This is a genomic window from Arthrobacter sp. Cza30, from assembly GCF_059090765.1.
Map to the genome: position 1 here is coordinate 147,156 of NZ_JBNHGA010000008.1, position 26,148 is coordinate 173,303.

Below are 26,148 nucleotides of genomic sequence, written 5' to 3' on the forward strand. Positions count from 1 at the left end.
CTGCGCCCCCTATTTTCCGTCGTTGATTGTGGCAGTGTCGATCGCCATCTGCTGGACGTTCCAGGCGGCGAGGATCTTCCCATAGCTGCCGTCGTCAATCAGCTCCTGCAGGGCCTTTTGCATCGCGTCGATCAGTTCCTTGTTATCCTGCTTCATCGCGATGCCCCAGACGCTTTCATCGCCTTCGATGGCCACGGCTTCCAGGACGCCCTCGGAGGTCTGCGCGCGGTAGGCGGCGACGGGGTAGTCGTTGATCCCCGCGTCGGCGCGGTCGTTGCGCACCTGCAGGATGGCGTCCTGGTCGCCGGAGAACTTCAGGATCTCCAGTCCGTCTTTCCCGGCGGCCTTGCAGTCCTTGTCGAAGCCCTCCGCGAGGGCGAGCGAGGAGCCGTTGTCCACGACGGCCACCGTCTTGCCGCACGCCGTCGACGGGTCACCCATGCCGGCGGGATTGCCCTTCTTGACGACCCAGCCGTTGCCGGCCTGGACATAGTCCACGAATGTGACGGTCTTGCGCCGCTCTTCGTTGTCGGTCATGGAGGACATGATGATGTCGTAGCGCCCGGTGGTGATGCCCGGGATCTGCGCGTTGAAGTCCTCGTTGTTGATGGTGATTTTTACGCCGAGCTTGTTCGCGATCGCCCTGCCGAGGGATGGGTCTACTCCGATGAGCGTCTTGCCGTCCTCGGCGAGCAGTTCCATGGGCGGGTAGCCCTCGGAGGTGGTCATTTTGATGCCCTCGGCCTTGATCGACTCGGGCAGGGCGGCGGTCAAATCGGCGTTGGGCGTAATGCCGTCGATGACGGACTTGGCCAGGTCCTCATCGGGTGCCGGCGCGGGGCTGAAGGATGTGCCGTCGTCGCCGGACGCATCGCCGTCGGTAGAGGAAAGCGACTGCCCGCCGCAGGCGGTGGTGGCCAGCAGAGCCAGCAACGCGGCGGATGCCAGGAAGCCGGAGCGGAGGGTGCGGACTCGGGTGGTGTTCATACGGTCTCCTTGGTGCGGGTGGGTGGAGCGGATGGTGGGCGGGACGTGTGTGGCCGGCAGGGTGTGGGGGAGGGGTCGGTTACCGGTCCCTCCGGTACCGGAGGGATCCCCCGACGGCGGTGGCCATGACCGGGATGTCGCGCAGCTCGTCGGGGTCGACGGCGTAGGGGTTGGCCCCGAGGGCGGTGAAGTCAGCGAGCATCCCGGGGCGCAGCCGGCCCTTGGTCTCCTCTTCCCCGGAGGCGTACGCGGCGCCGGTGGTGAAGCCGGCGATCGCCTCGTCCACGCTCACCCGCTCGCCTGGCTGCCAACCGCCGGCGGGCTCGTTGTCACCGTTCTGCCGGGTCGCGGCGGCATGAATCCCGTGTAGAGGGTCGGGTAGTTCCACGGGCGCGTCGGAGCCGAAAGCGGGAAGTGCGCCGGCGTCGATGAGCGAGCGCCAAGCGTAAGAGGCCAATTCGCGGCCAGCGAGCAGGGTGGAGGCCAGCGGGATATCGGAAGTGCAGTGTGTGGGCTGCATGGAGGGCACGATGCCGAGGCGTGCCACGCGTTGCACGTCCGCGGGGCGCAAATGCTGCGTGTGTTCGATGCGGTGCCGCAATCGGCTGGCTGCTCGTTCGGTGCGGCCCGAAATGCCGGAAGAGGCGTCGAGCGGGTTGCGCACCAGGTCCTGATAGGCATCCAGCACCAACTGGTTGGCGCGGTCCCCGATGGCGTGAGTTGCGACCGCGATGCCGGCGCCGGCCGCCCGGCGAACGAGCGAGAGCAGGTCCAGGTAAGGGATGACCTCGATGCCGGTGTTTCCGTCCTCGCCGGGAAATGGTTGGTTCATGTGACAGCTGTGGGAACCCAAGGCGCCGTCGGAAAAGAGCTTCACCGGGCCGGTGCGCAGCCAGGCGTCGCCGTTGCCCGTGGCCCGGCCTTCGTCGATCGCCTGATCCAAGGCGACCCGCGGGATCGCCTTGTGTACGCGCAAATGAAGGTTGCCGTTCTCGCGCAGAGACTGGTAGGCCTGCAGGCAGTCCTCGCCGTCGAAGTCGTGGATGCCAGTGAGTCCGACGGCTAGCAGGCGGTGCTGGGCCTCGGCGAGCTGAGCCTCCAAGTCCCCGGCCTCGGCACTGTGCATGATGTCGCTCAGCGCGGCATGGGCTGTCTCGCGCAGGATGCCGGTTGGATGGCCGTCGCCGTCGCGGACGATTTCACCACCCACGGGATTTGGCGTTGCGGCATCAATGCCGACGGCCGCCAACGCCGAGGTGTTTGCCCAAACCGTGTGCCCGTCGATGCTCGGCAATGCGGCGGGCCGGCCTCCCGTCGCCGCATCAAGCGCCTTGCGGTCCGGTTGTACCGGCACGTCCCAGGCGTTAAAATCCCAGCGTCCGCCGAAGACCCACGCCCCTTCCGGCAGCGCGTCTGCGTAGTGCCGAACCCTGTCCAGGGCGTCCTCGAGGCTGGTGGCGCCGCGAAGGTCTAAGGCCGCAATTTCGCGGGCGAAGTTCGCGGTGTGAATATGGGAGTCGGTCAGGCCGGGAACCACTGTGGCGCCACCGAGATCGATGGTTTCCAATGTTCCGGTGGCGTGGGCGCGCAGTTCTTCGGGTGTGCCCACGGCGAGGATGCGTTCGCCGCGGGCCAGCAGCGCGGTGGCCCGCGGAAGCCCGGACCACTGGGTGTAGAACGTGGCATTGACGTACAGGCGTTGCTCAAGCATTCCTAATCCTTTGCGGCATGCTAGCGCGGAATGCGGCATGCCCAAGCGTGTCTTGCGGAACTTCTGCGTCCCGTTCGCAACACTCTAAGCGACGGTGTAGCAAACTATGACGTACAACACAGTGGTGATTCGACTAACTCAGTTCAAGGAACGCTAATGCTCAACCTGACCCACCTGCGCACCCTGGTGGAAGTGCTGCGGCTCGGTTCCTTCACAGCGGCCGGCAACCGGCTCGGATATACGGCCTCGGCGGTGTCCCAGCAGATGTCCGCACTGGAGAAGGACATGGGTACGCGGTTGTTCGTGCGCAGCGCACGCAGCGTGCAGCCCACGCAGGCGGCGCATGCGGTGGGTCAACATGCGGTGAAGCTGTTGCGCGACGTCGACGGGTTGTTGGCCGCGGGGGCGGCCGCCAGCGGAGATACCGTGCGCGAGCTTCGCATCGGGGCATTCCCCTCGGCTGCGACGTTCATCCTGGGGGATGTTCTGGAATCAGCGCAGTGGCGGGAGCTGGGTGCTCAGTTGAAAATCTCCATCGGGGAACCGAGTGCCGTCGTGGCCGGCGTGCGCGCCGGTGGGGAGCTGGATGCGGCTCTCGTGTACCAAGTGGGGGAATCCGGGCTGGTCCTGCCCCAGGGCGTGACGCGGCATTGGCTGGGGGAGGACCCGTTCCGCGTCGTTGTTCCCGCCGCGGCGGGGTACCGGGAGGGCCAGCGGATGGACGTCAACACGCTGGGCGCCATGCCCTGGATCATCCACCTGCGCGGTTCCAGCGACGCGAATGTAGTGGACGCAGTGCTGGCCAACGCTGGCCTGCACCCGCGGATCGTGGCTTCCAGCGACGACTTCCACGCGACGCTGCGGCTGGTCGCGGCCGGCCATGGGGCAGCTATGGTGCCCCAACTGGCGATGGGTGCACGGCCAACCGGCGTGACGGCCGTGCAGGTGCCCGAGCTGCAGCTTTCCCGGAGGCTCATGGCATTGTCGGCTGAGGACGCACCCGCGGACCTCGTCGAGGAACTAGTGGGGTGCTGCGAGAACTTGTTGCGGCCGGAGGGTTGAGACTTGGGGACCGGGGAACACGCCCGCGGACCCGGTGGGTGCTCAAGGGCAAGCTCCCGGCGTCCTTAGGTCAGCCGGAGATCCGTGATGCAGGTGGCGCTGTCGTCGGTCGTGGAAAAGTCCGCCGAGCCGGAGTGCCCGTCGTACGTTACTTCGATGGTGCCCTGGATGTCGCCGGGAACCCAGAACCCTGCGAACCCGTTGCTGAAGGTTTCCCTCCGCTCATCCACCAGCGTCTTGCCGGTGGTGGCGTCGACGATCTTGACGCTCATGTCCTCGTTGCCCAGCTCGCCAAGGCAGGTCGTCAGGCTGTGGTAGAAGCAGTCGTGGGTCTGCGTGAGATACGGGGCGACCGAGATGTAGGAGCGGTCCTCGGGCAGGTCCAGTGTGACCTCGTTCTGGCCGTCGGTGAGCAGTAAATCGCCCTGCCGGACAGATGCCATCAGGTCGGTGGGCCGTTCGGCAGTGTCCAACCGGTCGAGGTGGTCGATGATGCCAACCGCGTCCATCTCCTCAAGCCCGAAGCCGGCGAGGAATTCGGCGTCCGTGGTCACCCCTGCGGGGGTGGCCCCGGGGGCCGGGGCACAGGCAGTCAGCATCAGGCCAAGCGCCGCGGCGGCGACAACGGGCCGTTTCATATCCATCTCCTCATTCCCGCGCCCGGGAGACGGGCAGCGCGGGGCCAACGGTGGTGATCTGTTCTCAAGAAAAGAACGACGACGGCACTCAAGCGCCGTCGTCGTTCTTCCATTTTAGGGTGGATCAGTGCTGCGGCTCGCGGGCCTTCAGCAGGGGCGCGAAGAACTCGGCCAGCTCAGCGGTCGCGGACAGCGGCAGCACGTTCGCCACGTACTGGTCCGGCCGGACCACCACGATGGCGCCGTCGCGGGAGATGCCGCGGGCGTCGAAGATGTCCTCGTCCTTGGCGGTGCCGAAGACCTTCTCGAGGTTGGTCAGCTGGAACGGGCCCACCTGGGGCTTGAATACGGCGGGCACGGCGTTGATGTCCACCTCCTCGTGATGCTGCTGGTAGATCACCTTCACGTCGAACCAGGCGTCGAGGTCGGCGCCCTCCGGCCGGGCGGCGAGCGGGGAATCCGGTGCGGTCACCAGCCACTCGGACAGGTTGGCCACGGCCGTGGACTCGCCGGCCTGCGCCTGGTCGGCGAAGACGTAGATGCGCCACCGCCCGTCGGCCTCGGCCAGGTGGCCCAGGTGCAGCGGGTTGGTGTCGCAGACGCGGGAGACCTTGGCGGACTTGAAGCGCTTGCCGACGGGGAAGCCGGTGGCCAGGTCCTGGTGGCTGCGCGCGCCGGTCAGGATCGACTGGGCGTACTCGGTCATGAAGCCGGCCGGGAATTCGGCGGTGCGGACGTAGAAGTCCTCGAGCTCCGTGGGATCGGCGAACTCCTCGGGCTTCTTGGCCATCATCGTCGACCATTCCTTGTCGAAGTCGATGAGGTCCTTCGCCACCACCTGGCGCTCGGCGGAGTAGGTGGAGAGCAGGCTCTCCGGGCTGCGGCCCTCCAACACGTGGCCCAGCTTCCAGGCGATGTTGAAACCGTCCTGCATGGAGACGTTCATGCCCTGGCCGGCCTTGGCGCTGTGCGTGTGGCAGGCGTCGCCGGTGATGAAGACGCGCGGCGTGCGGGTGCCGACGTCCTCGGGCAGCAGGTCGTCGAACCGGTCGGTGAGGCGGTGACCCACCTCGTACACGCTGTGCCAGGCGACGCTGCGCACGTCCACCGTGTACGGGGTCATGATCTCGTTGGCCTTGGCGATGATCTGCTCGATCGAGGTCTGGCGGATCTTGCCGTTGTCGTCGTCGGGCACTACGCCGAGGTCCACGTACATGCGGAACAGGTAGCCGCCCTCGCGCGGGATGAGCAGGATGGAGCCGCCGTCGTGCGACTGGATGGCGCACTTGGTGCGGATGTCCGGGAAGTCGGTCTGGGCCAGCACGTCCATGACGCCCCAGGCGTGGTTGGCGCTGTCGCCGGCGAGGGTGCTGCCGATCGCGGCGCGGACCTTGCTGCGGGCGCCGTCGCAACCCACCACGTACTTGGCGTTCACGATGCGCTCGGAGCCGGCGTCCGGGCCGGCGCTGCGGATCAGCGTCACCTTCACCGGGTAGTCGCCCTCGTCGGCAACCTCGAGGGTCTTGAATTCCCAGCCGTAGTCCGGCGTCAGGCGGGTGGGCGAGTTGGCCGCGACCTCGGCGAAGTAGTCCAGCACGCGCGCCTGGTTGACGATCAGGTGCGGGAACTCGCTGATGCCCATCTCGTCGTCGACCGCGCGGCCGCCGCGGACGATGTGCTTGGGGTTCTCGGTGCCCGGGCGCCAGAAGTTCATCTCGGTGAGCCAGAAGGCCTCGGCGGTGATGCGCTCGGCAAAGCCGAAGGCCTGGAAGGTTTCCACGCTCCGGGCCTGGATGCCGTCGGCCTGGCCGAGGACCAGCCGTCCGTCCCGGCGTTCCACCAGCCGCGTGGTGATGTTCGGGAACTGGGCCAGCTGCGCGGCCGCGAGCATGCCCGCCGGACCCGAGCCCACGATGAGCACGTCGACCTCGTCGGGAAGCTCCTCGGGGCGGTCGATGCCTACGCCGGCTGCCGGCTTGACGCGCGGGTCTCCGGATACGTAACCGTGGTGGTGAAACTGCACGGGTGTCCTCACTTCTATTGCATCTGCGGCCGTCGCCGGTGTTCTATATTTGAACACCGGGTTCTATAACTGAATAACCGTTCGGTTGCAGATACTGTACGGCAAACATGACGCAGCTAACAAGTAAACCGGGTAACCCGCAGTAGTCCGGGCGGACACGGGCTCCCGGGTTCGGCCGTGGCCCGCACGGGCGCTTGCATCCTCAAGCGGGAGGACGACGGCGGTGCTCGCGCGCCGCCGTCGTCCTCCCGGGTGATCGCCCTCCGGCGGGGTGCCGCGCGGTGCCGCTCGGCTCCCCACCTGGAGATATCAGTACTTGTAGGACTGGCCGCCGTCGATCGGGATGACGGCGGCGTTGATGAAGCCGGCGTCGCCGGACAGCAGGAAGGCGACCAGCTGGCCGACCTCTTCGGGCTTGCCGAAGCGCTTCATCGGGTTGGGCTCGACGAAGCCCCTGCCGACCTCTTCCCAGTTCTCCGGGTCCATCTGCTTGAGCGAGCCTTCGACCATCGGGGTCATGATGGCGCCGGGCGCGATGGCGTTGACCTGGATGCCGTACTGGCCGTATTCGATGCCGGAGTTGCGGGTCAGGCCGACCACACCGTGCTTGGAGGCTGCGTAGCCGGACTGGTTGCCGACGCCGCGGATGCCGCCGACGGATGCGGTGTTCACGACGGCGCCGGAGCCCTGTTGCTTCATGACCTTCAGGACGTGCTTGAGGCCGTAGAAGACGCCGTTAAGGTTGATGGACACGACCTTGGAGAATTCGTCGGAACCGAAGTCCTCGGTGGGATTCTGTTTGCCTTCGATGCCGGCATTGTTGAAGAAGCCGTCGATCCTGCCGAAGCGCTCGACGGCCTGGGCCACATAATTCTCGACGGCGGACTCGTCTGCCACGTTCGCGGTGACGGTCAGGACGTCGGCGTCCGGAGCGACCTGGCGGATTTCCTCGACCGCATCCTTCAGGCCGGCCTCGTTGAGGTCGACCAGGGTCAGGTTGCCCTGTTCCTTGGCGATCTGCAGTGCTGCCGACCGGCCCAGGCCCGAACCTGCGCCAGTGATGATGATCGACTTGCCAGAGAATCTCTGCATGATACTTTCCCTCTTCCTGAATGGAGTGGGCGCTCGTACAGGTGCCCACATCTATGCAAACGCATAAAAACCGGTTGCATTCCGGAAATGGGTGTGATGTCGGCGACCGCGGCGCGCCAACGGGTAGGCCCGGGGCATGGTCGGATCAGGGCGGCGGGCTCCGGGCGGCGGACGACGAGTGCGCGGGCACGGGCCATGGCCGTGGTATGCCGGCGCGGCAGGTGGTTCCGCAGGCGAGGGCCGATGGGAGCGCGGCCTGGGTTATTACGAAACCCGCGCGAGGCCCTCGTTACCGGTGTTCGTACGTGAGGCAGTCCGCGTTGTCCGCGCCGGGACCCACGTGCACTTCGGGTGCCTGGCACATCAGGTGGTCGTTGTGGGTGCACTCGCTCCGCTGGCAGGCGCCGACGCTGGCCAGCACCTTGGGGAGTCCGCCGTGCACGCCCGTATCAATGAACGTGGCGCATTCGGCGTGGTTCTCGCCGCCCGCCACGGTGATTGCGGCGGCGTTGCATTCGCTGTGATCGTTGAAGGAACAGTTGGTCACTGCGCATTCGCTGACGTGTGAAGTCACGGTCATGGCACTTCCTTCCATCCTGGGGCCGCCCCGGGTTGCACGGCCTCACTCACTACGGTAGGCGCGTTGCGGCCGATCAAAAAGGCATAAGACTGTGAGGTAATTCCGGCACGCCCGCCGGCGCCGGCCTCGGCTCAGGCGGCCGCCCGGCTGGCCGTCCTGCCGTGCACCAGGTAGTACAGCAGGATGCAGGCGAGCATGAGCAGGCCAAGCCAGCCGTACATTCCTTCGAAGCCGGTCAGCGGCACCAGCAGGCCCAGCAGCACCGGGCCGAAGCCGGTGCCGATGTCCAGCATCAGGTAGTAGGTGGCCAGGGCGGTGCCGAACCTCCGTTCCGCAACCAGCCGGACGGTAATGGCCTGCGTTCCGGGCAGCAGGGTCCCGAACCCGAGGCCGCTCAACACCGCGGACACGACGACTATCCAGGTGTCCGGCCCGAGCGACAGCAGCGCCAGGCCGGCGGCGAACAGCGCCAGCGCGGGATACAGCACCACGTTGTCGCCGCGGCGGTCCTGGACCCTGCCGGCGGTCAGCCGCGACACCAGCACCGCGGCGGCAAACACCATGAAGAACAGCGCCGCCGCATCGGCCGCGCCCGCCGCCTCCGCATACGAGGTCAGGAACGAGAGGATGCCGGAAAAAGCCAGCCCGCTCACCAGCAGCACCGTGGTGATCGGCAGGACCTCCGGCGCGAACACCTTTCCGAGCAGGACGGCGGGCGTCCGGCGCTCCCTTTCCGGCTCGCCGCCCGGACCGCGCTGATTGACGACGGCGGCCGGCGCCGGTGGCGCTTCCGGCAGTCTCAGGATCAGGGTCACCGCCAAAGCCGCGACGGAACAGGCCGCGCAGAAGAGGAACGCGCCCTCGTAACTACCGTCAACAACCAGCACCACCGCCAGCAGCGGCCCGAGGGCTGTTGCCAGCGTGGTGGAAACGGCGAAGTAGCCGGTGCCTTCACTGCGGCGGGCGGGCGGAATCAGCGCCTGCGCACCGGCCGTGACGGCGGTGTTGGCGAGGCCGAAAGCCACACCGTGGGCCAGCCGCAGGGCCACCAACGAGGCGAGGGAGTCCGCCGGAATGTACAAGAGGGAAGCCGCGACGAAGGCGGCCAGGCTGATCAGCAGCATCCGCCGCCGGCCCGCGTTGTCGATGAGGGGCCCGGCAAAGAACCGCGAGAAGAGCGCCCCCAGAATGAAGGCGCTGGACGCAAAGCCGGCCCCGGCGTCGGATGCCAGGAACCGCTGGGCCGCGTAGAGCGCCATGGACGTCATCAGCAGGTAGAACACGATGTAGATGAACAGATTCGCGCCGATGGCCAGCACGAAGTTCCTGCTCCACAGCTTCTCCTGCATGCGGACGGCCTCCTAGCCTGCCTGGGCCGGTCCTCGTTGTCCCAGCGTTCCGGATAGACCAGCAGTCCTGATTATGCCGCCGGCCTATACTTCCGGCACGCACGGCCCGGTGCCCAGCAGCGCCAGGCCCGCCCGGTCGCCGTCGGCCAATGACGTCACGTCGTTCGCCCCGGCATACATCAGTTGCTCCGGATCATCCACGTGCGCCAGCCCCAGCACATGGCCGAGCTCGTGGATGATGACGGCGCGCACAAGCTCCCGCCCGTCGGGATACGTGAGGACGTTCCGGAGCGCCGGCGCATCCAAGGTGACCTGGCCGGCCACGAGGACGTGCGGGGTTCCCCGAGCGCCGACCGAGGAGCTGCCGCCAAGGCCGGCTATATCTCCGTCCAGTCGGGACACTTCGTCGGGATCCGACCACGTGATCAGCACCGGCGCCCACCGCTTGCCGTACCGCTCCGGTTGGAAGCGTTCGCGGCCTTCCTCGGCGAACGCCTCGTCAGTGGGGCCGTCGTAAATAAACTGCAGTCCGCTGGCCGCGGAGACCTCGGCGATGGCTTCTTGGATGAGCGTGTCGGACCCCGGCGGCGCATTGTCCGGGCGGACCACGTAGTGGATGGGGCGGCAGGGGTCATAGGCAAGGAAGGGCTGCGAGGACTCCGGCGGTGTTGCGTACAACTCGTAGGCATCCGACTCCGCGACGGCGGGCGGCTGGCCCAGGGGGCTGGCGGAGGCCTCGACGCCGCGGGGCGGGATGTCTGCGCCGGGAAGGTAGGGGGCGACCGCCGGCATGACGTGCCGGCTGAACACGCCCGGGGCGAAGCACAGGGCGATGACGAAGGCGAGGGCCAGCCCGGTCGACAGGCGGCTGGCGCCGCGCGGGGAGGTACCCCGCTGCACGGAACGCGGGCGGGACTTTGCCGCAAGCGACGGCCTGCCGGCAGCGCGCCCCTCGGCGGGCCGGGGCGGGGACGGGGTTCCCAGTGCCTCGTCCAACGCCCACTGCGGGATTCGCCCGCTGGGTGACCGCTTAACATCCGGCTGCTTCAACGGGGTTTTCGCGCCGGGGGATGGGTCCCTCGCCAGTCCCTCTGCCCGGTGCTGCATCTGCTTCCCCCAACTACCCCAATTCGGCATCGCCGAACGACGACAGCAGCAGAATTATACGATTCATCAGAGGGGTTCACCAGCGTCTTGACACCTGTTGGCGGGGCAGGCCAGAAATAATTCCGCGGCCTACTGCCGCTCGGACGCCCGCACGGCCAGCAGGCCGCCCGCGGCGAAAGCCACCGTGCACGCGAGGACAAGCAGCAGCGGAGCGGTCCAGCCGCCGGTTACCGTGTTCAGCCATCCGGCCACCGGCGGAGCGCAGGTCGCGGCAAGGTATCCGCCCGTCTGGATCCGGGCAGAGGCGGAGGCCGCCTCGTTGTCGCTGCGGGCCACGCGCGGAATGATCGAAAAGATGGCCGTGAACCCGCCGCCCTGGGCGATCCCGCCCGTGATGGACCAGAGAATGTAGGCGTCGGGTGCCAGGAGCAGGCCGAGGGGGAGTGTCATCCACAAGATGGCGATGCCTGCCGTCGGCACCCAGAGCCGGGTTCGTGCTGCCACGAGCGGCACCCCGAAAGCGCCGACAATGGCGGCCACCTGGAAGAGAGAGGCCGTGGCTCCGGAGGCGGTAATGGACATGCTCCGGACTTCGGACAGCAGCAGGGGCAGCCAGGTGGTGGTTCCGTAGTAGGCGGCCGACTGGCCGCAGAAGGCCAAGGTCAGCAACCCGATGATCCACCTGTTGCGGCGCCCGCCGCCGGTTTCCGGGCGCGGCACCGCCGCCGTCCCGGAACGATCGTTGCCAGCGGGTCTGGCCGCGGCGGTGTTGGCGGGCGGTTCACCGGACGCGCCGACCGGCCCGGGTGCCAACGCCGCGCGCCGTCGTCGCGCCGTCGGCAGCCAATAGGCGAGGCCGAGGACGGCCAACACACCCCAGGCCGCCAGCGCCCACCGCCATCCGACGAGCGCGGCGAGCGGTGCGGTGCCCAGCAGGGTCGCCATGGACCCGACGTTCATCGTGGCCGAGTAGACGCCGGTGACAGCGGAAACGCGGTTCCAGGGCACGTCGCGGCGGATCAGCACCGGAGCCACGATGTTGCCTAGCGTAAGTGCCGCGCCGATGATTGCCGTGCCTGCAAGCACCGCCGATACCGGGCCCAGGGAGCGGATGACGGTTCCGGCCAGGACGCCGGCCAGGCACAGCACCACGGTGGCTTCCGGGCCCCAGCGCCGGATCGTATGTGTCGCCAGGGGAGTGACCAGCGCGAAGAGCAGCACCGGCAGGCCCGTGAGCAGACCCGCCCCCGCGGCCGACAGGCCGGTGTCGGCCCGGATGTCCCCGACGACGGCGGTGGGCGCGATGATCGGTGCACGCAAGCTTAGAGCCAGGATGGCGATGCCCAGAATCACCCACGGCAAGGCCGGCCGGGAGGCGAATGCGCGGACCGTGGCTGGCTCCTTCGGGTCGTGCTGGGGGCAGGGGGAAATCCTCCCAGCCACCCTAGCCGAAGCGATCCTCGCCTCCGTTGATGACTTACCCGGAGGGCGCCGGCGCCGTCATTATTCGCGGGCGGGCCCGGGCCGGGGCGGGATTCCTTCTGCCCGGTGGTAAAGTCGGGAGAAGTATGCTTTCCGTCCGCACCCGCTGCGCGGAACGCCGTCGAAGCGCTTCGGGCGCATCGGCCACCTAAGACTTCAGTGCCGGCAACTCCGGCTTCGGGCGTTGATGCCCGGCAACACACCGCACCATAGATCGGAATCCATGAACACCAAGCCGTTGCAGACTCCTCCGAAACTCGCCAAGGACGCCTTGCGCATAGTCCCCTTGGGCGGACTGGGCGAAATCGGCCGGAACATGACGGTGTTCGAGTTCGGCGGCAAGCTGCTGATCGTGGACTGCGGCGTCTTGTTCCCCGAGGAGCAGCACCCGGGCGTGGACCTGATCCTGCCCGACTTCTCCTACATCCGCGAACGCCTCAACGACGTCGTCGGCATTGTCCTCACCCACGGGCACGAGGACCACATTGGCGGCGTGCCGTACCTGCTGAAGGAACGCGCCGACATCCCCGTGATCTCCGCGAAGCTGACGCTGGCCTTCGTGAAGACCAAGCTGCAGGAACACCGCCTGAACGCCAAGATGGTGCAGGTCAAGGAGGGCGACCGGAAGAAGTTCGGTCCGTTCGACCTGGAGTTCCTGGCCGTCAACCACTCCATTCCGGACGGACTGGCCGTAGCCATCCGCACCGGGGCCGGGCTGGTGCTGGCAACCGGCGACTTCAAGATGGACCAGTTCCCGCTGGACCGCCGGATCACCGACCTGGCCGGGTTCGCGCGGCTGGGCGACGAAGGCGTGGACCTGTTCCTGCCGGATTCCACCAACGCCGAAGTTCCCGGTTTCCTCGCCGCCGAGGCCGATCTGGTGCCGGCCATCGATACGGTCATGCGCACCGCCCCGCGCCGCGTGATCGTCTCCAGTTTCGCCAGCCACGTGCACCGCATCCAGCAGGTCATCGACGTGGCACACAAGTACGGCCGCAAGGTCGCCTTCGTGGGCCGGTCCATGGTGCGCAACATGACGACGGCGCGCGAGCTCGGCTACCTGAACATCCCGCGCGGGGTGCTGGTGGACTTCAAGGAACTGGAGAAGCTGCCGCCCACCAAGGCCGTGCTGATCTGCACCGGCTCCCAGGGCGAGCCGATGGCGGCGCTGGCCCGCATGGCCGGCGGCGACCACATGATCGACCTGACCGAGGGCGACACCGTACTGCTGGCCTCCTCGCTGGTGCCGGGCAACGAATCCTCCATTTACCGGTTGATCAACGACCTCACCAAGCGCGGCGCCAACGTGGTGCACAAGGGCAACGCGAAGGTCCACGTCTCCGGCCACGCCTCCGCCGGCGAGCTGGTCTACTGCTACAACCTGGTCCGGCCGAAGAACGTGCTCCCCGTCCACGGCGAGCACCGCCACCTGAAGGCCAACGCCGAACTGGCCGTCCGCACCGGCGTGGACCCGAAGCGCGCGCTGATCGGCGAAGACGGCATAGTGGTGGACCTGAAGGACGGCGTGGCACGGGTTTCCGGCCAGATCGCCGCCGACTACGTCTACGTGGAGAACATGGTGGCCGGCGCGGCCACCGAAGCCTCCCTGCAGGACCGGCTGCGGCTGGCCGAAGATGGCGCCGTCACCGCGCTGCTGATCGTCAACCCGGACACCGGGCGGCTGGAGGAAGAGCCGGAGTTCTTCCCGGTCGGCTTCGCCCCGGCGATCGAGCAGCTGGAGAAGGCCACCGGCATCGTCGAGAAGACGCTGATGCAACTGCGCGGCGACAAGACCGGCCCGGACGCCGAGAAGGCGATCGCCCAGGCCCTGATCCGCTGGTCCGACCGCGCGCTGCGGCGCAAGCCCGTGGTCACGGTCATCATCGTGGAGGCGTAACCGGCCCGTTCGCCACAGCGAAGAAGCCGAGAGGGACGGACACGGGCGCAAGCCCGTCCGTCCCTCCACCTTTTAAGGAGCGCTCCTGCCTCCCGCTCACTGGCCGAGGGGCGGCGGGTTCCGCTGCACCGTGTAGGAATTCATGGTCACCGGCGCACCCTCAGCCGTGAACCAGCCGTCGGCCGCCGGCTTCCCCGCGCGGCGAGCCTGCCCGAAAGCGGCCCCAGCACAATGAGCGAGGCCCAGGTGAGCTTTCCCGCCGTCCCGCCCGCGGCGAAGGCCACCGGAATCGACACGGCGAAAACCAGCGGCGGGACGAGGGAATCGAGCACGAACGCCCGATGCTGCCTGCGGTTCATCGGCTCGATCTCGAGACGGTTCCTGCGGGCGATCTCGAACATGGCCAGCTGTGCCAGGGCAGCCAGGGCAAGGTTGGCAGCGTACAGCACGGTCGAGAGTGCCAAGGACGATGTCTCGGGGTCGCTGATGCCCTGCGTGGTGAACGGAATCAGGATGACGAATGAGGCAGCCACCAGGTTCGCCGTCGTCGTTGCGGAATCAAGAGCCGCGAGCCGTTTAATCAGGCGGAGGTTCATCCGCCAGAACACGGCGATCACCACGAAGCTCAGGGCGAAACCGGCAAGCTGATGCACCAGGCCGGAGCGTGCCAGCGACCGGAGGTCTTGCCACGCCTCCGCCGACGGAGCATCCAGGTTGGTGATCAGCAGCGTGATGGCGAATCCGTAAATGACGTCGTAAAAGCCGATGCCTCGGTCAAATTCGCTGGACTCCCGGGCCAACATGGCGGAGTTTCGCTCCGGCTGCTCGGAACGTTCCGCGGAATCTTTGGGAGGCGCGCCGTGTGCGGGCGGTTCGCCGTCCCGGGGTTGTGCCACGGGATCAGCGTGGCGCAACCGTGGACGCATGGCAATGGGCGTTGCGACGGCGGCGCACCCCCTGGGGCGGGAACGCGGCCCGCTGGCGTGCGCACCGCCGTCGTTGGTGGCGCAGTGGCGCAGCGCCGGAAACGCTGCGCCACTGCTGGCGAGGCCGGCTACGGGACGGGGATGGTCCCGGCGTAGTCGGTGTTGTAGCCGGTGACCGGCTGATGCGGGATCTCCTTCCAGCGGTCGGCGTCCTCCTGCTGGACTTCGCCGGTGGCCAGGCCCAGCAGCAGTTCCTTCATGGCGAGCACGTTCTGCCTGACGCTCTTGCCGCGGGCCTTCTGGCCCAGGCTGCCGTCTGAGGTGTTGCCGGAGGTTTCGAAGAAGACCACCGGGTTGGAGTGCCCCTCCGGGTTCATCCCCTGGTAGTCCAGCCCCAGCATCATCGCCGACACCACGCCGCCCTTGATGTCGATTTCCAGGCCGTTGCCCACCTGGTAACGGTCCATGTTGATGGATCCGTACTTGGACAGTTCGTCATAGACGTGCACGTGCATCTGGCGGGTCAGCTCGTCGTAGGCCCCGCCTTCGATTCCGGGCAGGGTCGGGCCGCCCGGGGCGAGCGAGATGCCCAGCGACAGCGTGACATCGTCGCCGGTGCCCCATTCCTTCTTCAGGCCCTGGTGGTGGATGTCCACGGCATAGGCCGGCTTCACGTCGGTCCAGTACTCGTAGAAGGCCAGCGACTCGTCGGCCACGAATCCGTTGGGCGTCCAGTCCCGGTTCAGGTCTATCCGCTGTTCCCGCCCGTTGGCGCCGAACTCCGGCAGATCGGCGGCCTGGTCCCAGAGCACGGTGTGGCGGATGTTGGCCTCTGACCCGTCCGGGTTGTACATCGGGATGAAGTGGAAGGTGAACTTCTCGCGCAGCAGCTGATAGTCCGTCGAACCGTTGGTGCCCAGGTCCTTCAGCAGCGCCAGGATCGACTCGGTGCCGTAAGGTTCGTTGCCGTGGATGCGGCCCTGGATCCACACGTGCTCGGCGCCGGTGCCGACGGTGGCCACCCAGAGGTCGCGGCCCTGCTCGGACTTGTTGACCTGCGTGCCGGCCTCCTCGAGCGTGAAGGCGTCCACACCGAAGCGGCTGTTCTTTTCCAGCTTCTGCAGCTCCTTCACCAGGTCGTCGTAGGTCAGAATGCTGGCGGTACTGGTGTTGCCCTCGGGAGAGGGGAAGTTGGCATCCGCAAGAACAGGGGTTGCGGCGCTGAACGGAATGACGACGGCGAGGGCCGCCGCAGCGGCCAGGCTGCGGTAGCGCCGGGGCTTGGCCGAACTGACGTTGATGCTGCTCTTGGGCTGGTGCTTCACTGCATGTCCTCCACAGGTTGAGCGATTCATGCGCCAGCGCAGCCGGCTACTGCGGCTGCGCTGGCGGAATCGGCAGCTCGAGGGAACTGCCGGTAACGAGACGCTAGCCGGGGGTCCCGGGATTGCGCCAGAGTGGAGGGGCGGATCGCGGACTGTCACCCGGTAATTGCCGGCCGCGACGTCAAACGGCCAACGGCCCGCCATAGCTGCCATCCGGGGGTCGGGAAAGCACGCGGCGGCCGCCGGCCGCCGCCGGCACGGCTACCCGCCGATGCGGGCAGGGGCTAACCTCAACGTGTGACTCCTGAGGAGCTGGCCAACCTGGCGCATTTGCGCCGTGCGCGGGACCTGATCGACCGGGACTTTGCCCGGCCGCTCGATGTGCCGACGATGGCGGCGAAGGCGCTGATGTCGCCGGCACATTTTTCGCGCCGCTTCAAGGCCGCGTACGGGGAGACGCCCTACAACTACCTGATGACCCGCCGGATTGAGCGCGCGATGGCGCTGCTCCGCGCAGGCGCGAGCGTCACGGACGCGTGCATGGAGGTGGGCTGTACGTCGCTGGGATCGTTCAGCACGCGGTTCAGCCAGCTGGTGGGCGAAACCCCCAGCGCCTATCGGGCCCGGGAGCATCCGGCGGCGGAGGCCATGCCGCCGTGCATCGCGAAGCTGCTCACCCGGCCCGTGGACCCGAGATCGAGCAGGATCGAAGAAGCGGCCGCGCCGGCCCGGGCGTAGCTTGGCCGCATGACTATTTCACTTCAGTACTGCAACATCACGGTCAACGATCCTGCGGAATCCATCCCGTTCTACCGCGACGGCCTCGGGCTTGAGGTCCGCAACGACGTCGCCAACGACGGCTTCCACTGGATTACCATGGGCAGTCCCGACCAACCCGAACTGGAGCTGGTGTTGTCCGCACCCCACGCCGGGCGCTCGCAGGCCGACGGCGACCAGCTGCAGGAGCTGCTGGTCAAGGGCGTACTGCCCATGCTCGTGTTCCGCACGGATGACCTGGACGCCGCCTTCGAACGGCTGGTGTCCATCGGGGCCGAGGTCCTGCAGGAGCCCATGGACCAGCCGTGGGGACCGCGCGACTGCGCCGTCCGGGACCCCTCGGGCAACATGATCCGCATCAACCAAAACAAGTGAATCGAATCCCAAAATAACGACGGCGGCCGCTCACCTGCCAAGGCGAGCCTCCGCCGTCGTCCCGCACCTTGGCATGCGTCCGCGCGTCACTTGTCCGCGGCGGGCGCCGGGTGGGGCAACAGCGACGACGGCGCCGCTCCGACCATCACTTCCACTGCGCGGGCGAGGTGGGTGTGCCGGTCGCTGACCCCGTTCCAGCGCACCAGCCCCTGGGCATTCAGCCCGTCGATCATGCCCAGAACCTGCCAGGCCACGGTTTCCGCGTCCGGCGTGGTGAACTCGCCGGCGGCGACGCCCGCCTCAAGCAACTCCCGGATCACCGCCTGCCACGCATCCATCTGGGCGCGCACGCTGACCGCCAGCGCCTCGTTCCGGCGGCCCAGGGACCACGCTTCCACCCACACCGCCGTCACATCCAGCCGGCGGTCGTCCAGGAGCGTGTCGAGCAGCAGCCCAAGGCCCTGCTGCGGCGTGGGCCTGGCCGCCACCATGGCCGACACCTCATCGATTTCCGCGGCGACGATGGACGTAAAGGCGCCGGCCACCAGGACATCGATGGTGGGGTGGTAGTGCGCCACCAGGCCCGGGGCCACGCCGGCCCTGCCCGCCACGTTGCGCAGCGTGATCGCGGAAAGGCCCTGCTCGAGCCCGATCGCCCGGGCCGCTTCGGCGATTTCCGCGCCGCGCTCGGCGGGCGCCTTGCGCGGGGTGCGTTTGGGTGTGCTTGACATCACAGATCAGTCTAGAGTAATTTCGCTGCATTATTGATCACGCGATCAACAAGGCAGGCCGGACGGCCCTTGCTGTTCCTCACGAGACGGAGGCCTGTGTGGCTTGGAGAATGCCGGCGGAAACCGATTCCCACGAGCGCACCTGGATGGCGTTCCCGCGGGCCGGGCTGACGCTGGGCGCGGACGCGGCGTCGGCCGAGGAAGTGTACGGCGCCTGGGCCGCGGTGGCGCATGCCGTCGCGGAGTTCGAACCGGTCGCCATGGTGGTGGACCCGACGGAGCGGGAGCGCGCCGGCCGCATGCTGGACAGCGGCATCGACCGGATCGAGGCGCCGCTGGATGAGTTCTGGATGCGCGACATCGGGCCGACCTTCGTGATCGACGACGAGCGGCCGGACGTCCTCGGAGCGGTGGACTGGACCTTCAACGGCTGGGGCGCGCCGGCCTGGGCCGAGTGGGAGAAGAGCCGGGGCATCGGAACCTTCGTCGCCGCGCAGGCCGACGCCGAACTCGTCACGTCCCTGCTGGTGAACGAAGGCGGCGCCATCCACGTCGACGGCGAGGGCACCGTGCTGGTGACCGAGACCGTGCAGCTCGACCCCGATCGAAATCCGTATGCGGACAAGGGGCGGGTGGAGGCGGAACTGGCCCGCACGCTGGGCGCCACGCATACGGTGTGGGTGCCCCGGGGACTGACCCGTGACTACGAGGACCTGGGCACGCGCGGGCACATAGACATGGTGGCCGCCCTGCCCTCGCCCGGACGGATCCTGCTGCACATGCAAAACAACCCGGCACACCCCGACTTCGAGGTCAGCCGGTCCCTGCGGTCCTTTTTCGAGACCCAGGTCGACGCGGCGGGCAAGCCATTCGACATCATCGAGCTGCCCGCCCCGGACACCCTCGAGGACGACGAGGGGTTCGTCGACTGGAGCTACGTCAACCACCTGGTGGTCAACGGCGGCGTGATCGCCTGCGGCTACGGCGAGGAACGCGCCGATGCGCTGGCGGCCGAAATCCTTGCCGAGGCCTACCCCGGCCGCCGCCTGGTCACGGTGGACGCGCGGCCGATACTGGCCCGCGGCGGCGGGATCCACTGCATCACGCAGCAGCAACCCAAGCCCGGCGCGAAGGCGGCGGCATGAGCCGGATCGACGTGGTGGAGGCCTCGATTGCCCAGCTGCGCGAGGCGCTGCACACGGGGCAGGCGACCAGCGAGGAACTCACGCAGGCCTATCTGGACCGCATCGCCGCCTACGACCACGGCGGCATCCGGCTGAACGCCGTCGTCGTCATGAATCCCGAGGCGCTCGCGGACGCCCGCGCATCCGACCGGCGGCGTTCCCGCGGCGAAGCCGTGGGACCGCTGGACGGCATCCCCTACACGGCGAAGGACAGCTACCTGGCCGAAGGCCTCACCGCCGCCGCGGGCTCGCCCGCCTTCGAGCACTTGGTGGCCCGGCGCGACGCCTTCGCCATCGAACGGCTGCGCGCGGCAGGGGCGGTGCTCTTGGGACTCACCAACATGCCGCCGATGGCCAACGGGGGCATGCAGCGCGGTCTCTACGGGCGCGCCGAAAGCCCCTACAACGCCGACTTCCTGACGGCCGCCTTCGGCTCCGGCTCATCCAACGGCTCCGGAACCGCTACGGCGGCAAGCTTCGCCGCCTTCGGGCTCGGCGAGGAAACCTGGTCCAGCGGCAGGGCGCCCGCATCGAACAACGCGTTGTGTGCCTACACCCCGTCGCGCGGCATCATCTCGGTGCGGGGCAACTGGCCGCTGGTTCCCACCATGGACGTGGTGGTGCCGCACACTCGGACCATGGCCGACCTGCTGGAAGTGCTGGACGTGGTCGTGGCGGACGACCCCGAAACCCGCGGCGACTTCTGGCGCCTGCAGCCCTGGGTGCCCCTCCCAGCCGCCTCGTCAATCCGGCCCGCCTCCTACCCGGCGCTGGCTCCCCGCGGACTGCAGCAGGCACGCGACGCGCTGCAGGGAAAACGGTTCGGCGTGCCCCGCATGTACATCAACGCCGACCCCGATGCCGGCACCGGCGAAGACCCCGGCATCGGCGGTGCCACCGGGCAGCGGATCGAGACCCGGGCCTCCGTCATCGAGCTGTGGGAAGCTGCCCGCCGCGACCTCGAGGCCGCGGGCGCGGAGGTGGTTCCCGTGGATTTCCCGGTCGTCTCCAACTACGAGGGCGACCGGCACGGTACCCCGAAAATCGGCACCCGCGGCCTGGTCAGCCCGGAGTACCTGCGGCGGGAAATCATGGATCTCTCGGCGCGGGCGTGGGATGACTTCCTCGCCGCCAACGGGGACCCGGCGCTTCGGACCCTGGCCGACGTGGACGGGGCAAAGATTTTCCCGCACCCGCCCGGAGCCCTGCCGGACCCCTTCGACGATTTCGACGACATCGCCGCCTACCCGGCGCACGTGCGGGAACACGGCGTGGCCTCGTTCACCGAGATCCCCCATCTGGAGGAGGGGCTGCGGGGGCTCGAGGAAACCCGCCGGGTGGACCTGGAGGCCTGGCTGGACCACCACGCGCTGGACGCCGTCGTCTTCCCGGCGGTGGCGGACATCGGCCCCGCGGACATGGACGTCAACCAGGCCTCGGCAGACCTCGGCTGGCGCAACGGCGTCTGGGTGGCCAACGGGAACCTCGTCCCGCGCCACCTGGGCATTCCCACCGTCACCGTGCCCATGGGCACGACGGCGGACATCGGCATGCCCGTGGGACTCACCTTCGCGGGGCGGGCCTACGACGACAACGCCCTGCTGGCCGTGGCGGCCGCCTTCGAGGCGACCGGCGCCCGCCGCACGGAGCCGCCCCGGACCCCGCGGCTGGGCTAACGGCCGGACCGGCTCCTGAGCGGACCGCACGTGATGGGCGGGCCGCCATCCCGAGGGCTATGCGTGCGGCAGTTCCTGGACCACGAGGAACATGGCGCCGGTCGGGTCGGTCAGGGTGGCGACGCGGCCGAAGGACGTGTCTTCGGCGGGCTGGACCACGCTCCCGCCCAGGGCCGCGGCCTTTTCAACGGCCGCGTCGGCATTCTCGACGGCGAAGTAGATGCGCCAGTGCGCCGGGACGCCCTCGGGCAGCCAGGCCCCGGCGTCCATGATGCCGGCCGCCGCGGTGTCGCCGGAGCCGAGCGTGGTGTAGCGGAACTCGTCGGTGTCGCTCATGACGTCGGTGTCCCAGCCGAAGACGTCCTGGTAGAACTTCACGGTGGCGGGGTAGTCGCGGGTGAAGAGTTCGTGCCAGGCGGGGGAGCCAGGCTCGGCGGCCAGCTCGTAGCCGGTATGCCCGGCGAACTCCCAGAGGCCGACGGCGGCCCCTCCGGGGTCGGCGAGCATGCCCATCTTGCCCTGTTCGGGAACCTCCATCGGTTCAACGTAGACCTGGCCGCCGTGGGCCGCGGCAATGCTGGTGGTGGTGTCGATGTCGTCCACGCGCAGGTAGGTGGTCCACGTGTCCGGGGTTCCCGCCTGCTGGCTCTGCATGATGCCCGCAACGGCATGGCCGTCCTTGAAGGCCATGATGTAGCCGCCGTACTTCTCCTGGTCGCCGGTCTCGTAGCTCCAGCCGAACAGCTCGGTGTAGAACTGCTCGGCTCTCTCCGGATCGGAGGTCATCAGGTCCACCCAGCAGGGTGCGCCGGGGGCGAGGGTGGGTTTGGGCATGGCTGGCTCCTGTTCAAAGGGTGCGTGGTGGAGACAAGCGCGAGCCTACTCGGGGGCCGACTGCGGCGGCAACGAATTTAGCGGCCTAGGCGCTCTTAGCGTTTCGGATATATTGCGGTCGGCGCCGGTGGGGGCTGCCGCCCATCCTGTCCCACAGGACCATCACTGCCGCCACAGGGCCCAGTACAGGGATCAGTAGCGCCGCGGCTGTGAGACCTATCCGGATGAAGGGTCGCCCCCTTCCGGCGACTGTCAGCACGAGAAGTGCACTCAAGAGGTGGACTGTACCAACCGCGATGAGGGTTCCCACGAGCGTTTGGCCGACCAGTTGCATCGCGTAGTTCAGTTGCCCCACGGGGTCCTCGGGGATGGAAGTAGCCACCGCATCCGTTCCGTTCATAAGCATCCTCTCCTGACTCGGTCTGGTCACAGAAGGGAGTCACGCTCCGTACCCGCGGTGCCCTGTCGACTGCTCGGCGTGGACGGGTCACACCTGGGGGTACCGGGCACATCGCTGGGTTTGCCGGTGGCGCTCAGGCAGGCAGGGCCAAGCGGTCGAACTCCCAGCGGGCTTGGCTGCCCGGGTGATCCATCCGTCGGCAAAAGCACTGCTTAATGCGACGCAGTCCTCGCCCGAGGCTGCCGCAAGAAACGCCCGGGATGCGCCAGCTCGACACCGTTGAATTCTTGACCAACTTCCTCGCCGCTTGGCCCCTTGTTGTACTGCCCAAAGACTGTGCCTGGTGCATCGCCCGGCGACAGTTGCGCCAGGAACGCGGCTTCGAAGGGCGTTCTGAACCGCTTCTCCGACCGTGTTCGCATCAGCGCTTCATCAAGGGGTCCAAACTGATTCTGAGAGAAGCTAACCGCCAATCAATACTCCTTTTCGACAAATTCAAGCGTTCGTCCAAGAACGTGTTGGATGCATACCAAAATACGTTCAGCGCCCGGTTCTTCCACGCCGGGTGGGACACCACAAGCCTACCCCAAATTAGTTTGGTTAGGCAAACCGAATTTATGCATATCGCATGTACGCCGCGCCATCGTTGAACGGGAAACGCCCTGTCCGTGGCGTGTCCTGTTCAGCGGATAGCGCCGGCCGCCGGAGACGGCCGGTGCTGTCCCGGCGCACCGGATTTGGGTTACGGCGCGTAGGACTCCGCCGGCACGTACCCCTCGCCCGTATGTTCCTGGACCTGCACCTCGGAGATCGGGGCCATGGTGGTGGTGGTGTCCACGCTCAGGCCGTCGAGCAGCAGCGGCGGCTCAAAGTCCTTGACGTTGCGGACCGCTTCCATCAGCGCCTCGTGGGTCGGCTCGGCCATGTTCTTGAACGCCTCCTCGAGGGTGGCCGCGGTGGCGTAGCCCCAGAGGCAGTGCGGGATGATCTGGTCGGCGGTATCCGGGGCGTACTCCTCGATGTCCGCCAGGAACTGCTTCACTTCCTCGTCGTCGGTCTGCGTGGGTTGCTTGGTGAAGCCGGTGCTGTACACGTTCGGGAAGGCACTGGCATTGCCCGGTTCCAGCACGTCCCGCTCGTTTGCCGCTACGGCCGCCAGGAAAATGGACGGGGTCCAGCCAAGGTCCTGCGCCCGGACCATCGACGACGCCGTCAGCGCCGGCACCGTGTTGGCCGAGAAGAAGACGTCGGCCTCGCTGTCCGCCAGCTGGGCCATCTGCGCGTCCACGGTCGGGTCGCCCGGCTCGAACGTGGCCCGCTGGACGATCTCCACCTCCGAGCCTTCGATGGCGTCCTCAAGCCCGGCGACGAACTCGTTGCCGGCGTCGTCGTTCTGTTCCAGCACGGCGACGGTGACGGCCGTGCCGGAGTCCACCAGGAACTTGCCGAACGAGTTGCCTTCGGCGTAGTAGGTGGGCATCCAGCCGATGGTCCACGGGTTGGCCTCGGGGTCTTCGCTGAACACCGAGTCTCCGGAGGCCACGAATACCTGCGGGAACTCTTCCTCGGTGGCCACCGGCATGACGGCCAGGTTGGTGCGGGTGCCCAGGCCGTTGACGTTGGCGAAGACGCCCTCGGCGATCATCTGCCGGAAGTTCGCCACGGCGCGGCCGGGATCGTAGGCGTCGTCGTACGCCTTGAGTTCCACGGTGCGCGTCTTGCCGTCGCCGAATTCCACGCCGCCGTCGGCATTGGCCGCGCCGAAGTAGGCCTCCATGCCCGCGACCAGGCAGCTGCCCGGCGCGCCGGCCACACCGCTGAGCGAGGTGGTGCTGCCGAGCAGGATGCTGGTGTCGGTGATGCCCTGCTCGGCTCCGCCGCCGCCCTCCGTAGCGCCCGGGCTGCCCTCGGGCGAGTTGCCGCCGTCGCCCCGGCCGCAACCGCTGAGCGCGAGCGTGAGGGCTGCCGCGGCGGCCACGGCACCCGTGGCGCCGCGTCCGATATGCCGTGTTCGCATTGTTCTCTCCTTAGCCTTGTGGGCCTTGTGCTGGATCGGTGGGCCGGCCCCCTGCCGGCTCACATCGCGGTGGTGGTCGGGGTATGGACTTCCGGGCCGGTATCGGGAGCCTTGACGGCGGCCTCGGGCTCCGCGCGTCTGCGGCGCATCCGCCGCAGCAGCGACGGCAGGGTCACCAGCCCGCCCGGGGCCAGGAACAAGATGACCAGCAGGGCGGCGCCGTAGATGATCGGCGTGTGCGAGGCGTCGATTTGCCCGGCCAGGACCGGAATGAAAACGAAGAAGACTCCGCCGAGCAGGGAGCCCATGATGCTGGCCGACCCGCCGATGATCATGGCCGCCAGCATGTTGATCGAAACCACGAAGCTGAGCGTCGCCGGGGACATGTACTGCACGGCCGCCAGGTAGAGGAAGCCCGCGACCCCGCCATACAGGGACGCGACCGTGAACGCGAGGACCTTGTACCGGTAGTTGGAGACGCCCATCGCGGTGGCCACGGCCTCGTTCTCGCGCACGATGGCGAAGGCCCGTCCGATCCGGCCACGGGTCAGGTTGGCCGCCAGCACGAAGAGCACGGCGGCGATGCCGAGCACCACGTAGTACCGCCACTGGTCGTCGGCCAGGCCGCTCCAGTCCGGGGCGTTCATCCACTGCACCGTGATGCCGACGGAGCCGCCGGTGAAATCGTCCAGCCGCTTGGCCAGCCGGTCCGCGATGATCGGCAGCGAGATGGTGACCATGGCCAGCGAAACCCCGCGCAGCCGGACCGCGGGCAGGGCGACCAGGAAACCGACGACGGCGGGGATCAGGGCGGCGAGCACGAAGGTCAGCAGCACCGGCCAGCCCTCGGTGACGCCGTACGCGGTGACGTAGGCGCCCAGCCCCACGAACGCGCTCTGGCCCAGCGAGATCTGCCCAGCGTAACCGGTCACGAGGTTGAGCCCCAGGATCGCGACGGCGAAGGCGGCCACCACGGTCAGCTGGTAGTTCACGTAGGGGATCAGCTGCAGCGGCGCCAGGACCGCCAGCACCACGACGACGACGGCGGCGGCGATCCGGAACCAGCGCGAGGCGAACACCTTGCGCCTCATACCCGCACCACCTCCTTCTGCCCGAAGAGGCCCTGGGGCCTGACCAGCAGCACGATGAACATGGCGATCAGCGGCACGGCGATCTTGAGGTCGTCGCCGATGAAGCCGATGTAGGCCCCGGCCAGGTTTTCCACCACGCCGATCAGGCCGGCGGCGACCACCGCGCCCAGCGGGCTGTTGAGGCCGCCGAGGATGGCGGCGGCCAGCGCGTAGACCAGCACCTGGTCCAGCATGTGCGGGGACAAGAAGACCTTCGGGGCGATCAACACGCCCGCGATGGCGCCCAGCACCGCGGCCAAAGCCCAGCCCACCATGAGCAGCCGGCCCACCGGGATGCCCGAGAGCGCGCTGGACTCCGGGTTGTCCGCCACCGCCCGCAGGGCCAGGCCGAGCTTGGTTTTCTTGAACAGCAGCTGCAGCGCCAGCACCACCAGCAGCAGCACCACGATGTTGCCCAGCGACTGATAGCTGATGAAGGCCCCGGCCACCTGGAAGGTGCCCAGCGGGAAGAGGGAGGGGAACTGCTGGGAGTTGTAGCCCCAGAACAGGCCGGCCAGCCCGGTGAACAGCACCAGCAGGGCCACCGTGACGATGATGGCGGTATCGGGCAGCCCGCGCTCGAAGCGCCGCATGATCAGGCGCTCCACCCCGGCGCCCAGCGGCGCGGAGACCAGGATGGCCAGGGGAATGGCGAGCGCCGGCGGAATGCCTGCCTGCCACAGGGTCCAGGCCAGGAAGGTGGAGAAGACCGCCATGGCCCCCTGCGCAAAATTGATCAGCCCGGTGGCCCGGTTCACCAGCACGATGGCCAGCGCCAGGGCGGCGTAGATGGCCCCGTTGCCCAGGCCGTCGATGATGAGCTGCAGGAACAGTGAATCCACGGC

23 protein-coding genes are annotated in these 26,148 nt (G+C 67.9%); 7 read left to right on the top strand and 16 right to left on the bottom strand.

Annotation, left to right across the window (positions count from 1 at the left end; all coding sequences use genetic code 11):
• Window positions 1–9: 9 nt before the first annotated feature.
• A complete protein-coding gene (locus AC5RVZ_RS25470; RefSeq protein ID WP_494068416.1) occupies window positions 10–987 on the bottom strand; it encodes an ABC transporter substrate-binding protein in 978 nt (325 codons plus the stop codon).
• 79 nt (window positions 988–1,066) lie between these two features.
• On the bottom strand, window positions 1,067–2,737 hold the full coding sequence (locus AC5RVZ_RS25475) for an amidohydrolase (protein WP_494068417.1): 1,671 nt from the start codon (window positions 2,735–2,737) through the stop codon (window positions 1,067–1,069).
• A gap of 117 nt (window positions 2,738–2,854) precedes the next feature.
• Here AC5RVZ_RS25475 and AC5RVZ_RS25480 point away from each other — a divergent pair, with 117 nt between their 5' ends.
• The gene (locus AC5RVZ_RS25480) at window positions 2,855–3,760 is read left to right on the top strand and encodes a LysR family transcriptional regulator (protein WP_494068418.1); all 906 of its coding nucleotides are present in this window, start codon (window positions 2,855–2,857) and stop codon (window positions 3,758–3,760) included.
• Between the two features lie 65 nt (window positions 3,761–3,825).
• Here the strand turns inward: AC5RVZ_RS25480 and AC5RVZ_RS25485 are convergent, their stop codons facing one another.
• The 7 genes from AC5RVZ_RS25485 to AC5RVZ_RS25515 form a co-directional block, all read right to left on the bottom strand.
• Complete coding sequence (locus AC5RVZ_RS25485) at window positions 3,826–4,398, bottom strand: CueP family metal-binding protein (RefSeq protein WP_494068419.1); 573 nt, start codon at window positions 4,396–4,398, stop codon at window positions 3,826–3,828.
• 124 nt (window positions 4,399–4,522) lie between these two features.
• Complete coding sequence (locus tag AC5RVZ_RS25490) at window positions 4,523–6,421, bottom strand: FAD-binding monooxygenase (protein ID WP_494068420.1); 1,899 nt, start codon at window positions 6,419–6,421, stop codon at window positions 4,523–4,525.
• Window positions 6,422–6,730: 309 nt separating this feature from the next.
• The gene (locus tag AC5RVZ_RS25495; RefSeq protein WP_494068421.1) at window positions 6,731–7,513 is read right to left on the bottom strand and encodes a glucose 1-dehydrogenase; all 783 of its coding nucleotides are present in this window, start codon (window positions 7,511–7,513) and stop codon (window positions 6,731–6,733) included.
• 289 nt (window positions 7,514–7,802) lie between these two features.
• A complete protein-coding gene (locus AC5RVZ_RS25500; protein ID WP_493977268.1) occupies window positions 7,803–8,087 on the bottom strand; it encodes a DUF1540 domain-containing protein in 285 nt (94 codons plus the stop codon).
• 137 nt (window positions 8,088–8,224) lie between these two features.
• Window positions 8,225–9,442 carry an MFS transporter gene (locus AC5RVZ_RS25505; RefSeq protein WP_494068422.1) on the bottom strand — a complete coding sequence of 406 codons (1,218 nt, stop codon included), beginning with the start codon at window positions 9,440–9,442 and terminating at the stop codon, window positions 8,225–8,227.
• A gap of 84 nt (window positions 9,443–9,526) precedes the next feature.
• The gene (locus AC5RVZ_RS25510; protein WP_494068423.1) at window positions 9,527–10,342 is read right to left on the bottom strand and encodes a matrixin family metalloprotease; all 816 of its coding nucleotides are present in this window, start codon (window positions 10,340–10,342) and stop codon (window positions 9,527–9,529) included.
• A 336-nt stretch (window positions 10,343–10,678) separates the two neighbouring features.
• On the bottom strand, window positions 10,679–11,869 hold the full coding sequence (locus AC5RVZ_RS25515; RefSeq protein ID WP_494068424.1) for an MFS transporter: 1,191 nt from the start codon (window positions 11,867–11,869) through the stop codon (window positions 10,679–10,681).
• Window positions 11,870–12,254: 385 nt separating this feature from the next.
• Between AC5RVZ_RS25515 and AC5RVZ_RS25520 the strand changes: the two genes are divergently transcribed.
• Window positions 12,255–13,928, top strand: coding sequence for a ribonuclease J (locus tag AC5RVZ_RS25520; RefSeq protein ID WP_494068425.1), 1,674 nt, complete (start codon window positions 12,255–12,257; stop codon window positions 13,926–13,928).
• Window positions 13,929–14,074: 146 nt separating this feature from the next.
• On the opposite strand, the gene AC5RVZ_RS25525 is transcribed toward AC5RVZ_RS25520, so the two are convergent.
• Together AC5RVZ_RS25525 and AC5RVZ_RS25530 are read right to left on the bottom strand one after the other, a co-directional pair.
• Window positions 14,075–14,731, bottom strand: a complete 657-nt coding sequence (locus AC5RVZ_RS25525; RefSeq protein WP_494068426.1) for a TMEM175 family protein — start codon at window positions 14,729–14,731, stop codon at window positions 14,075–14,077.
• A 251-nt stretch (window positions 14,732–14,982) separates the two neighbouring features.
• Complete coding sequence (locus tag AC5RVZ_RS25530; RefSeq protein WP_494068427.1) at window positions 14,983–16,179, bottom strand: M14 family zinc carboxypeptidase; 1,197 nt, start codon at window positions 16,177–16,179, stop codon at window positions 14,983–14,985.
• A gap of 297 nt (window positions 16,180–16,476) precedes the next feature.
• Between AC5RVZ_RS25530 and AC5RVZ_RS25535 the strand changes: the two genes are divergently transcribed.
• Window positions 16,477–16,917: a helix-turn-helix transcriptional regulator gene (locus AC5RVZ_RS25535; protein WP_494068428.1), complete on the top strand. Its 441-nt coding sequence runs from the start codon at window positions 16,477–16,479 to the stop codon at window positions 16,915–16,917.
• A gap of 9 nt (window positions 16,918–16,926) precedes the next feature.
• Window positions 16,927–17,331: a VOC family protein gene (locus tag AC5RVZ_RS25540; RefSeq protein ID WP_494068429.1), complete on the top strand. Its 405-nt coding sequence runs from the start codon at window positions 16,927–16,929 to the stop codon at window positions 17,329–17,331.
• A gap of 86 nt (window positions 17,332–17,417) precedes the next feature.
• Here AC5RVZ_RS25540 and AC5RVZ_RS25545 read toward each other — a convergent pair whose 3' ends face one another.
• The gene (locus AC5RVZ_RS25545; protein ID WP_494068430.1) at window positions 17,418–18,062 is read right to left on the bottom strand and encodes a TetR/AcrR family transcriptional regulator; all 645 of its coding nucleotides are present in this window, start codon (window positions 18,060–18,062) and stop codon (window positions 17,418–17,420) included.
• A 98-nt stretch (window positions 18,063–18,160) separates the two neighbouring features.
• On the opposite strand from AC5RVZ_RS25545, the gene AC5RVZ_RS25550 reads away from it, so the two are divergent.
• Together AC5RVZ_RS25550 and AC5RVZ_RS25555 are read left to right on the top strand one after the other, a co-directional pair.
• Complete coding sequence (locus AC5RVZ_RS25550; RefSeq protein WP_494068431.1) at window positions 18,161–19,207, top strand: agmatine deiminase family protein; 1,047 nt, start codon at window positions 18,161–18,163, stop codon at window positions 19,205–19,207.
• On the top strand, window positions 19,204–20,922 hold the full coding sequence (locus AC5RVZ_RS25555) for an amidase (protein WP_494068432.1): 1,719 nt from the start codon (window positions 19,204–19,206) through the stop codon (window positions 20,920–20,922). The genes AC5RVZ_RS25550 and AC5RVZ_RS25555 overlap by 4 nt, the downstream gene beginning before the upstream one ends.
• Before the next feature lie 57 nt (window positions 20,923–20,979).
• On the opposite strand, the gene AC5RVZ_RS25560 is transcribed toward AC5RVZ_RS25555, so the two are convergent.
• Window positions 20,980–21,756, bottom strand: coding sequence for a VOC family protein (locus AC5RVZ_RS25560; protein ID WP_494068433.1), 777 nt, complete (start codon window positions 21,754–21,756; stop codon window positions 20,980–20,982).
• 660 nt (window positions 21,757–22,416) lie between these two features.
• Here AC5RVZ_RS25560 and AC5RVZ_RS25565 point away from each other — a divergent pair.
• Complete coding sequence (locus AC5RVZ_RS25565) at window positions 22,417–22,806, top strand: hypothetical protein (protein WP_494068434.1); 390 nt, start codon at window positions 22,417–22,419, stop codon at window positions 22,804–22,806.
• Between the two features lie 92 nt (window positions 22,807–22,898).
• Here the strand turns inward: AC5RVZ_RS25565 and AC5RVZ_RS25570 are convergent, their stop codons facing one another.
• From AC5RVZ_RS25570 to AC5RVZ_RS25580, 3 genes are read right to left on the bottom strand one after another with little or no spacing between them, the layout of a single operon-like run.
• The gene (locus AC5RVZ_RS25570) at window positions 22,899–24,173 is read right to left on the bottom strand and encodes an ABC transporter substrate-binding protein (RefSeq protein WP_494068435.1); all 1,275 of its coding nucleotides are present in this window, start codon (window positions 24,171–24,173) and stop codon (window positions 22,899–22,901) included.
• 59 nt (window positions 24,174–24,232) lie between these two features.
• The gene (locus AC5RVZ_RS25575) at window positions 24,233–25,264 is read right to left on the bottom strand and encodes a branched-chain amino acid ABC transporter permease (RefSeq protein ID WP_494068436.1); all 1,032 of its coding nucleotides are present in this window, start codon (window positions 25,262–25,264) and stop codon (window positions 24,233–24,235) included.
• Window positions 25,261–26,145 carry a branched-chain amino acid ABC transporter permease gene (locus AC5RVZ_RS25580; RefSeq protein ID WP_493977056.1) on the bottom strand — a complete coding sequence of 295 codons (885 nt, stop codon included), beginning with the start codon at window positions 26,143–26,145 and terminating at the stop codon, window positions 25,261–25,263. The genes AC5RVZ_RS25575 and AC5RVZ_RS25580 overlap by 4 nt, the downstream gene beginning before the upstream one ends.
• Window positions 26,146–26,148: the final 3 nt, after the last annotated feature.

Coding starts and splice junctions, on each gene's coding strand:
- AC5RVZ_RS25470 (WP_494068416.1), bottom strand. CDS start 987: ATGAACACCACCCGAGTCCGCACCCTCCGCTCCGGCTTCCTGGCATCC.
- AC5RVZ_RS25475 (WP_494068417.1), bottom strand. CDS start 2,737: ATGCCGCATTCCGCGCTAGCATGCCGCAAAGGATTAGGAATGCTTGAG.
- AC5RVZ_RS25480 (WP_494068418.1), top strand. CDS start 2,855: ATGCTCAACCTGACCCACCTGCGCACCCTGGTGGAAGTGCTGCGGCTC.
- AC5RVZ_RS25485 (WP_494068419.1), bottom strand. CDS start 4,398: ATGAAACGGCCCGTTGTCGCCGCCGCGGCGCTTGGCCTGATGCTGACT.
- AC5RVZ_RS25495 (WP_494068421.1), bottom strand. CDS start 7,513: ATGCAGAGATTCTCTGGCAAGTCGATCATCATCACTGGCGCAGGTTCG.
- AC5RVZ_RS25505 (WP_494068422.1), bottom strand. CDS start 9,442: ATGCAGGAGAAGCTGTGGAGCAGGAACTTCGTGCTGGCCATCGGCGCG.
- AC5RVZ_RS25520 (WP_494068425.1), top strand. CDS start 12,255: ATGAACACCAAGCCGTTGCAGACTCCTCCGAAACTCGCCAAGGACGCC.
- AC5RVZ_RS25525 (WP_494068426.1), bottom strand. CDS start 14,731: ATGTTGGCCCGGGAGTCCAGCGAATTTGACCGAGGCATCGGCTTTTAC.
- AC5RVZ_RS25540 (WP_494068429.1), top strand. CDS start 16,927: ATGACTATTTCACTTCAGTACTGCAACATCACGGTCAACGATCCTGCG.
- AC5RVZ_RS25545 (WP_494068430.1), bottom strand. CDS start 18,062: ATGTCAAGCACACCCAAACGCACCCCGCGCAAGGCGCCCGCCGAGCGC.
- AC5RVZ_RS25555 (WP_494068432.1), top strand. CDS start 19,204: ATGAGCCGGATCGACGTGGTGGAGGCCTCGATTGCCCAGCTGCGCGAG.
- AC5RVZ_RS25560 (WP_494068433.1), bottom strand. CDS start 21,756: ATGCCCAAACCCACCCTCGCCCCCGGCGCACCCTGCTGGGTGGACCTG.
- AC5RVZ_RS25565 (WP_494068434.1), top strand. CDS start 22,417: ATGCGCCAGCTCGACACCGTTGAATTCTTGACCAACTTCCTCGCCGCT.
- AC5RVZ_RS25570 (WP_494068435.1), bottom strand. CDS start 24,173: ATGCGAACACGGCATATCGGACGCGGCGCCACGGGTGCCGTGGCCGCC.
- AC5RVZ_RS25575 (WP_494068436.1), bottom strand. CDS start 25,264: ATGAGGCGCAAGGTGTTCGCCTCGCGCTGGTTCCGGATCGCCGCCGCC.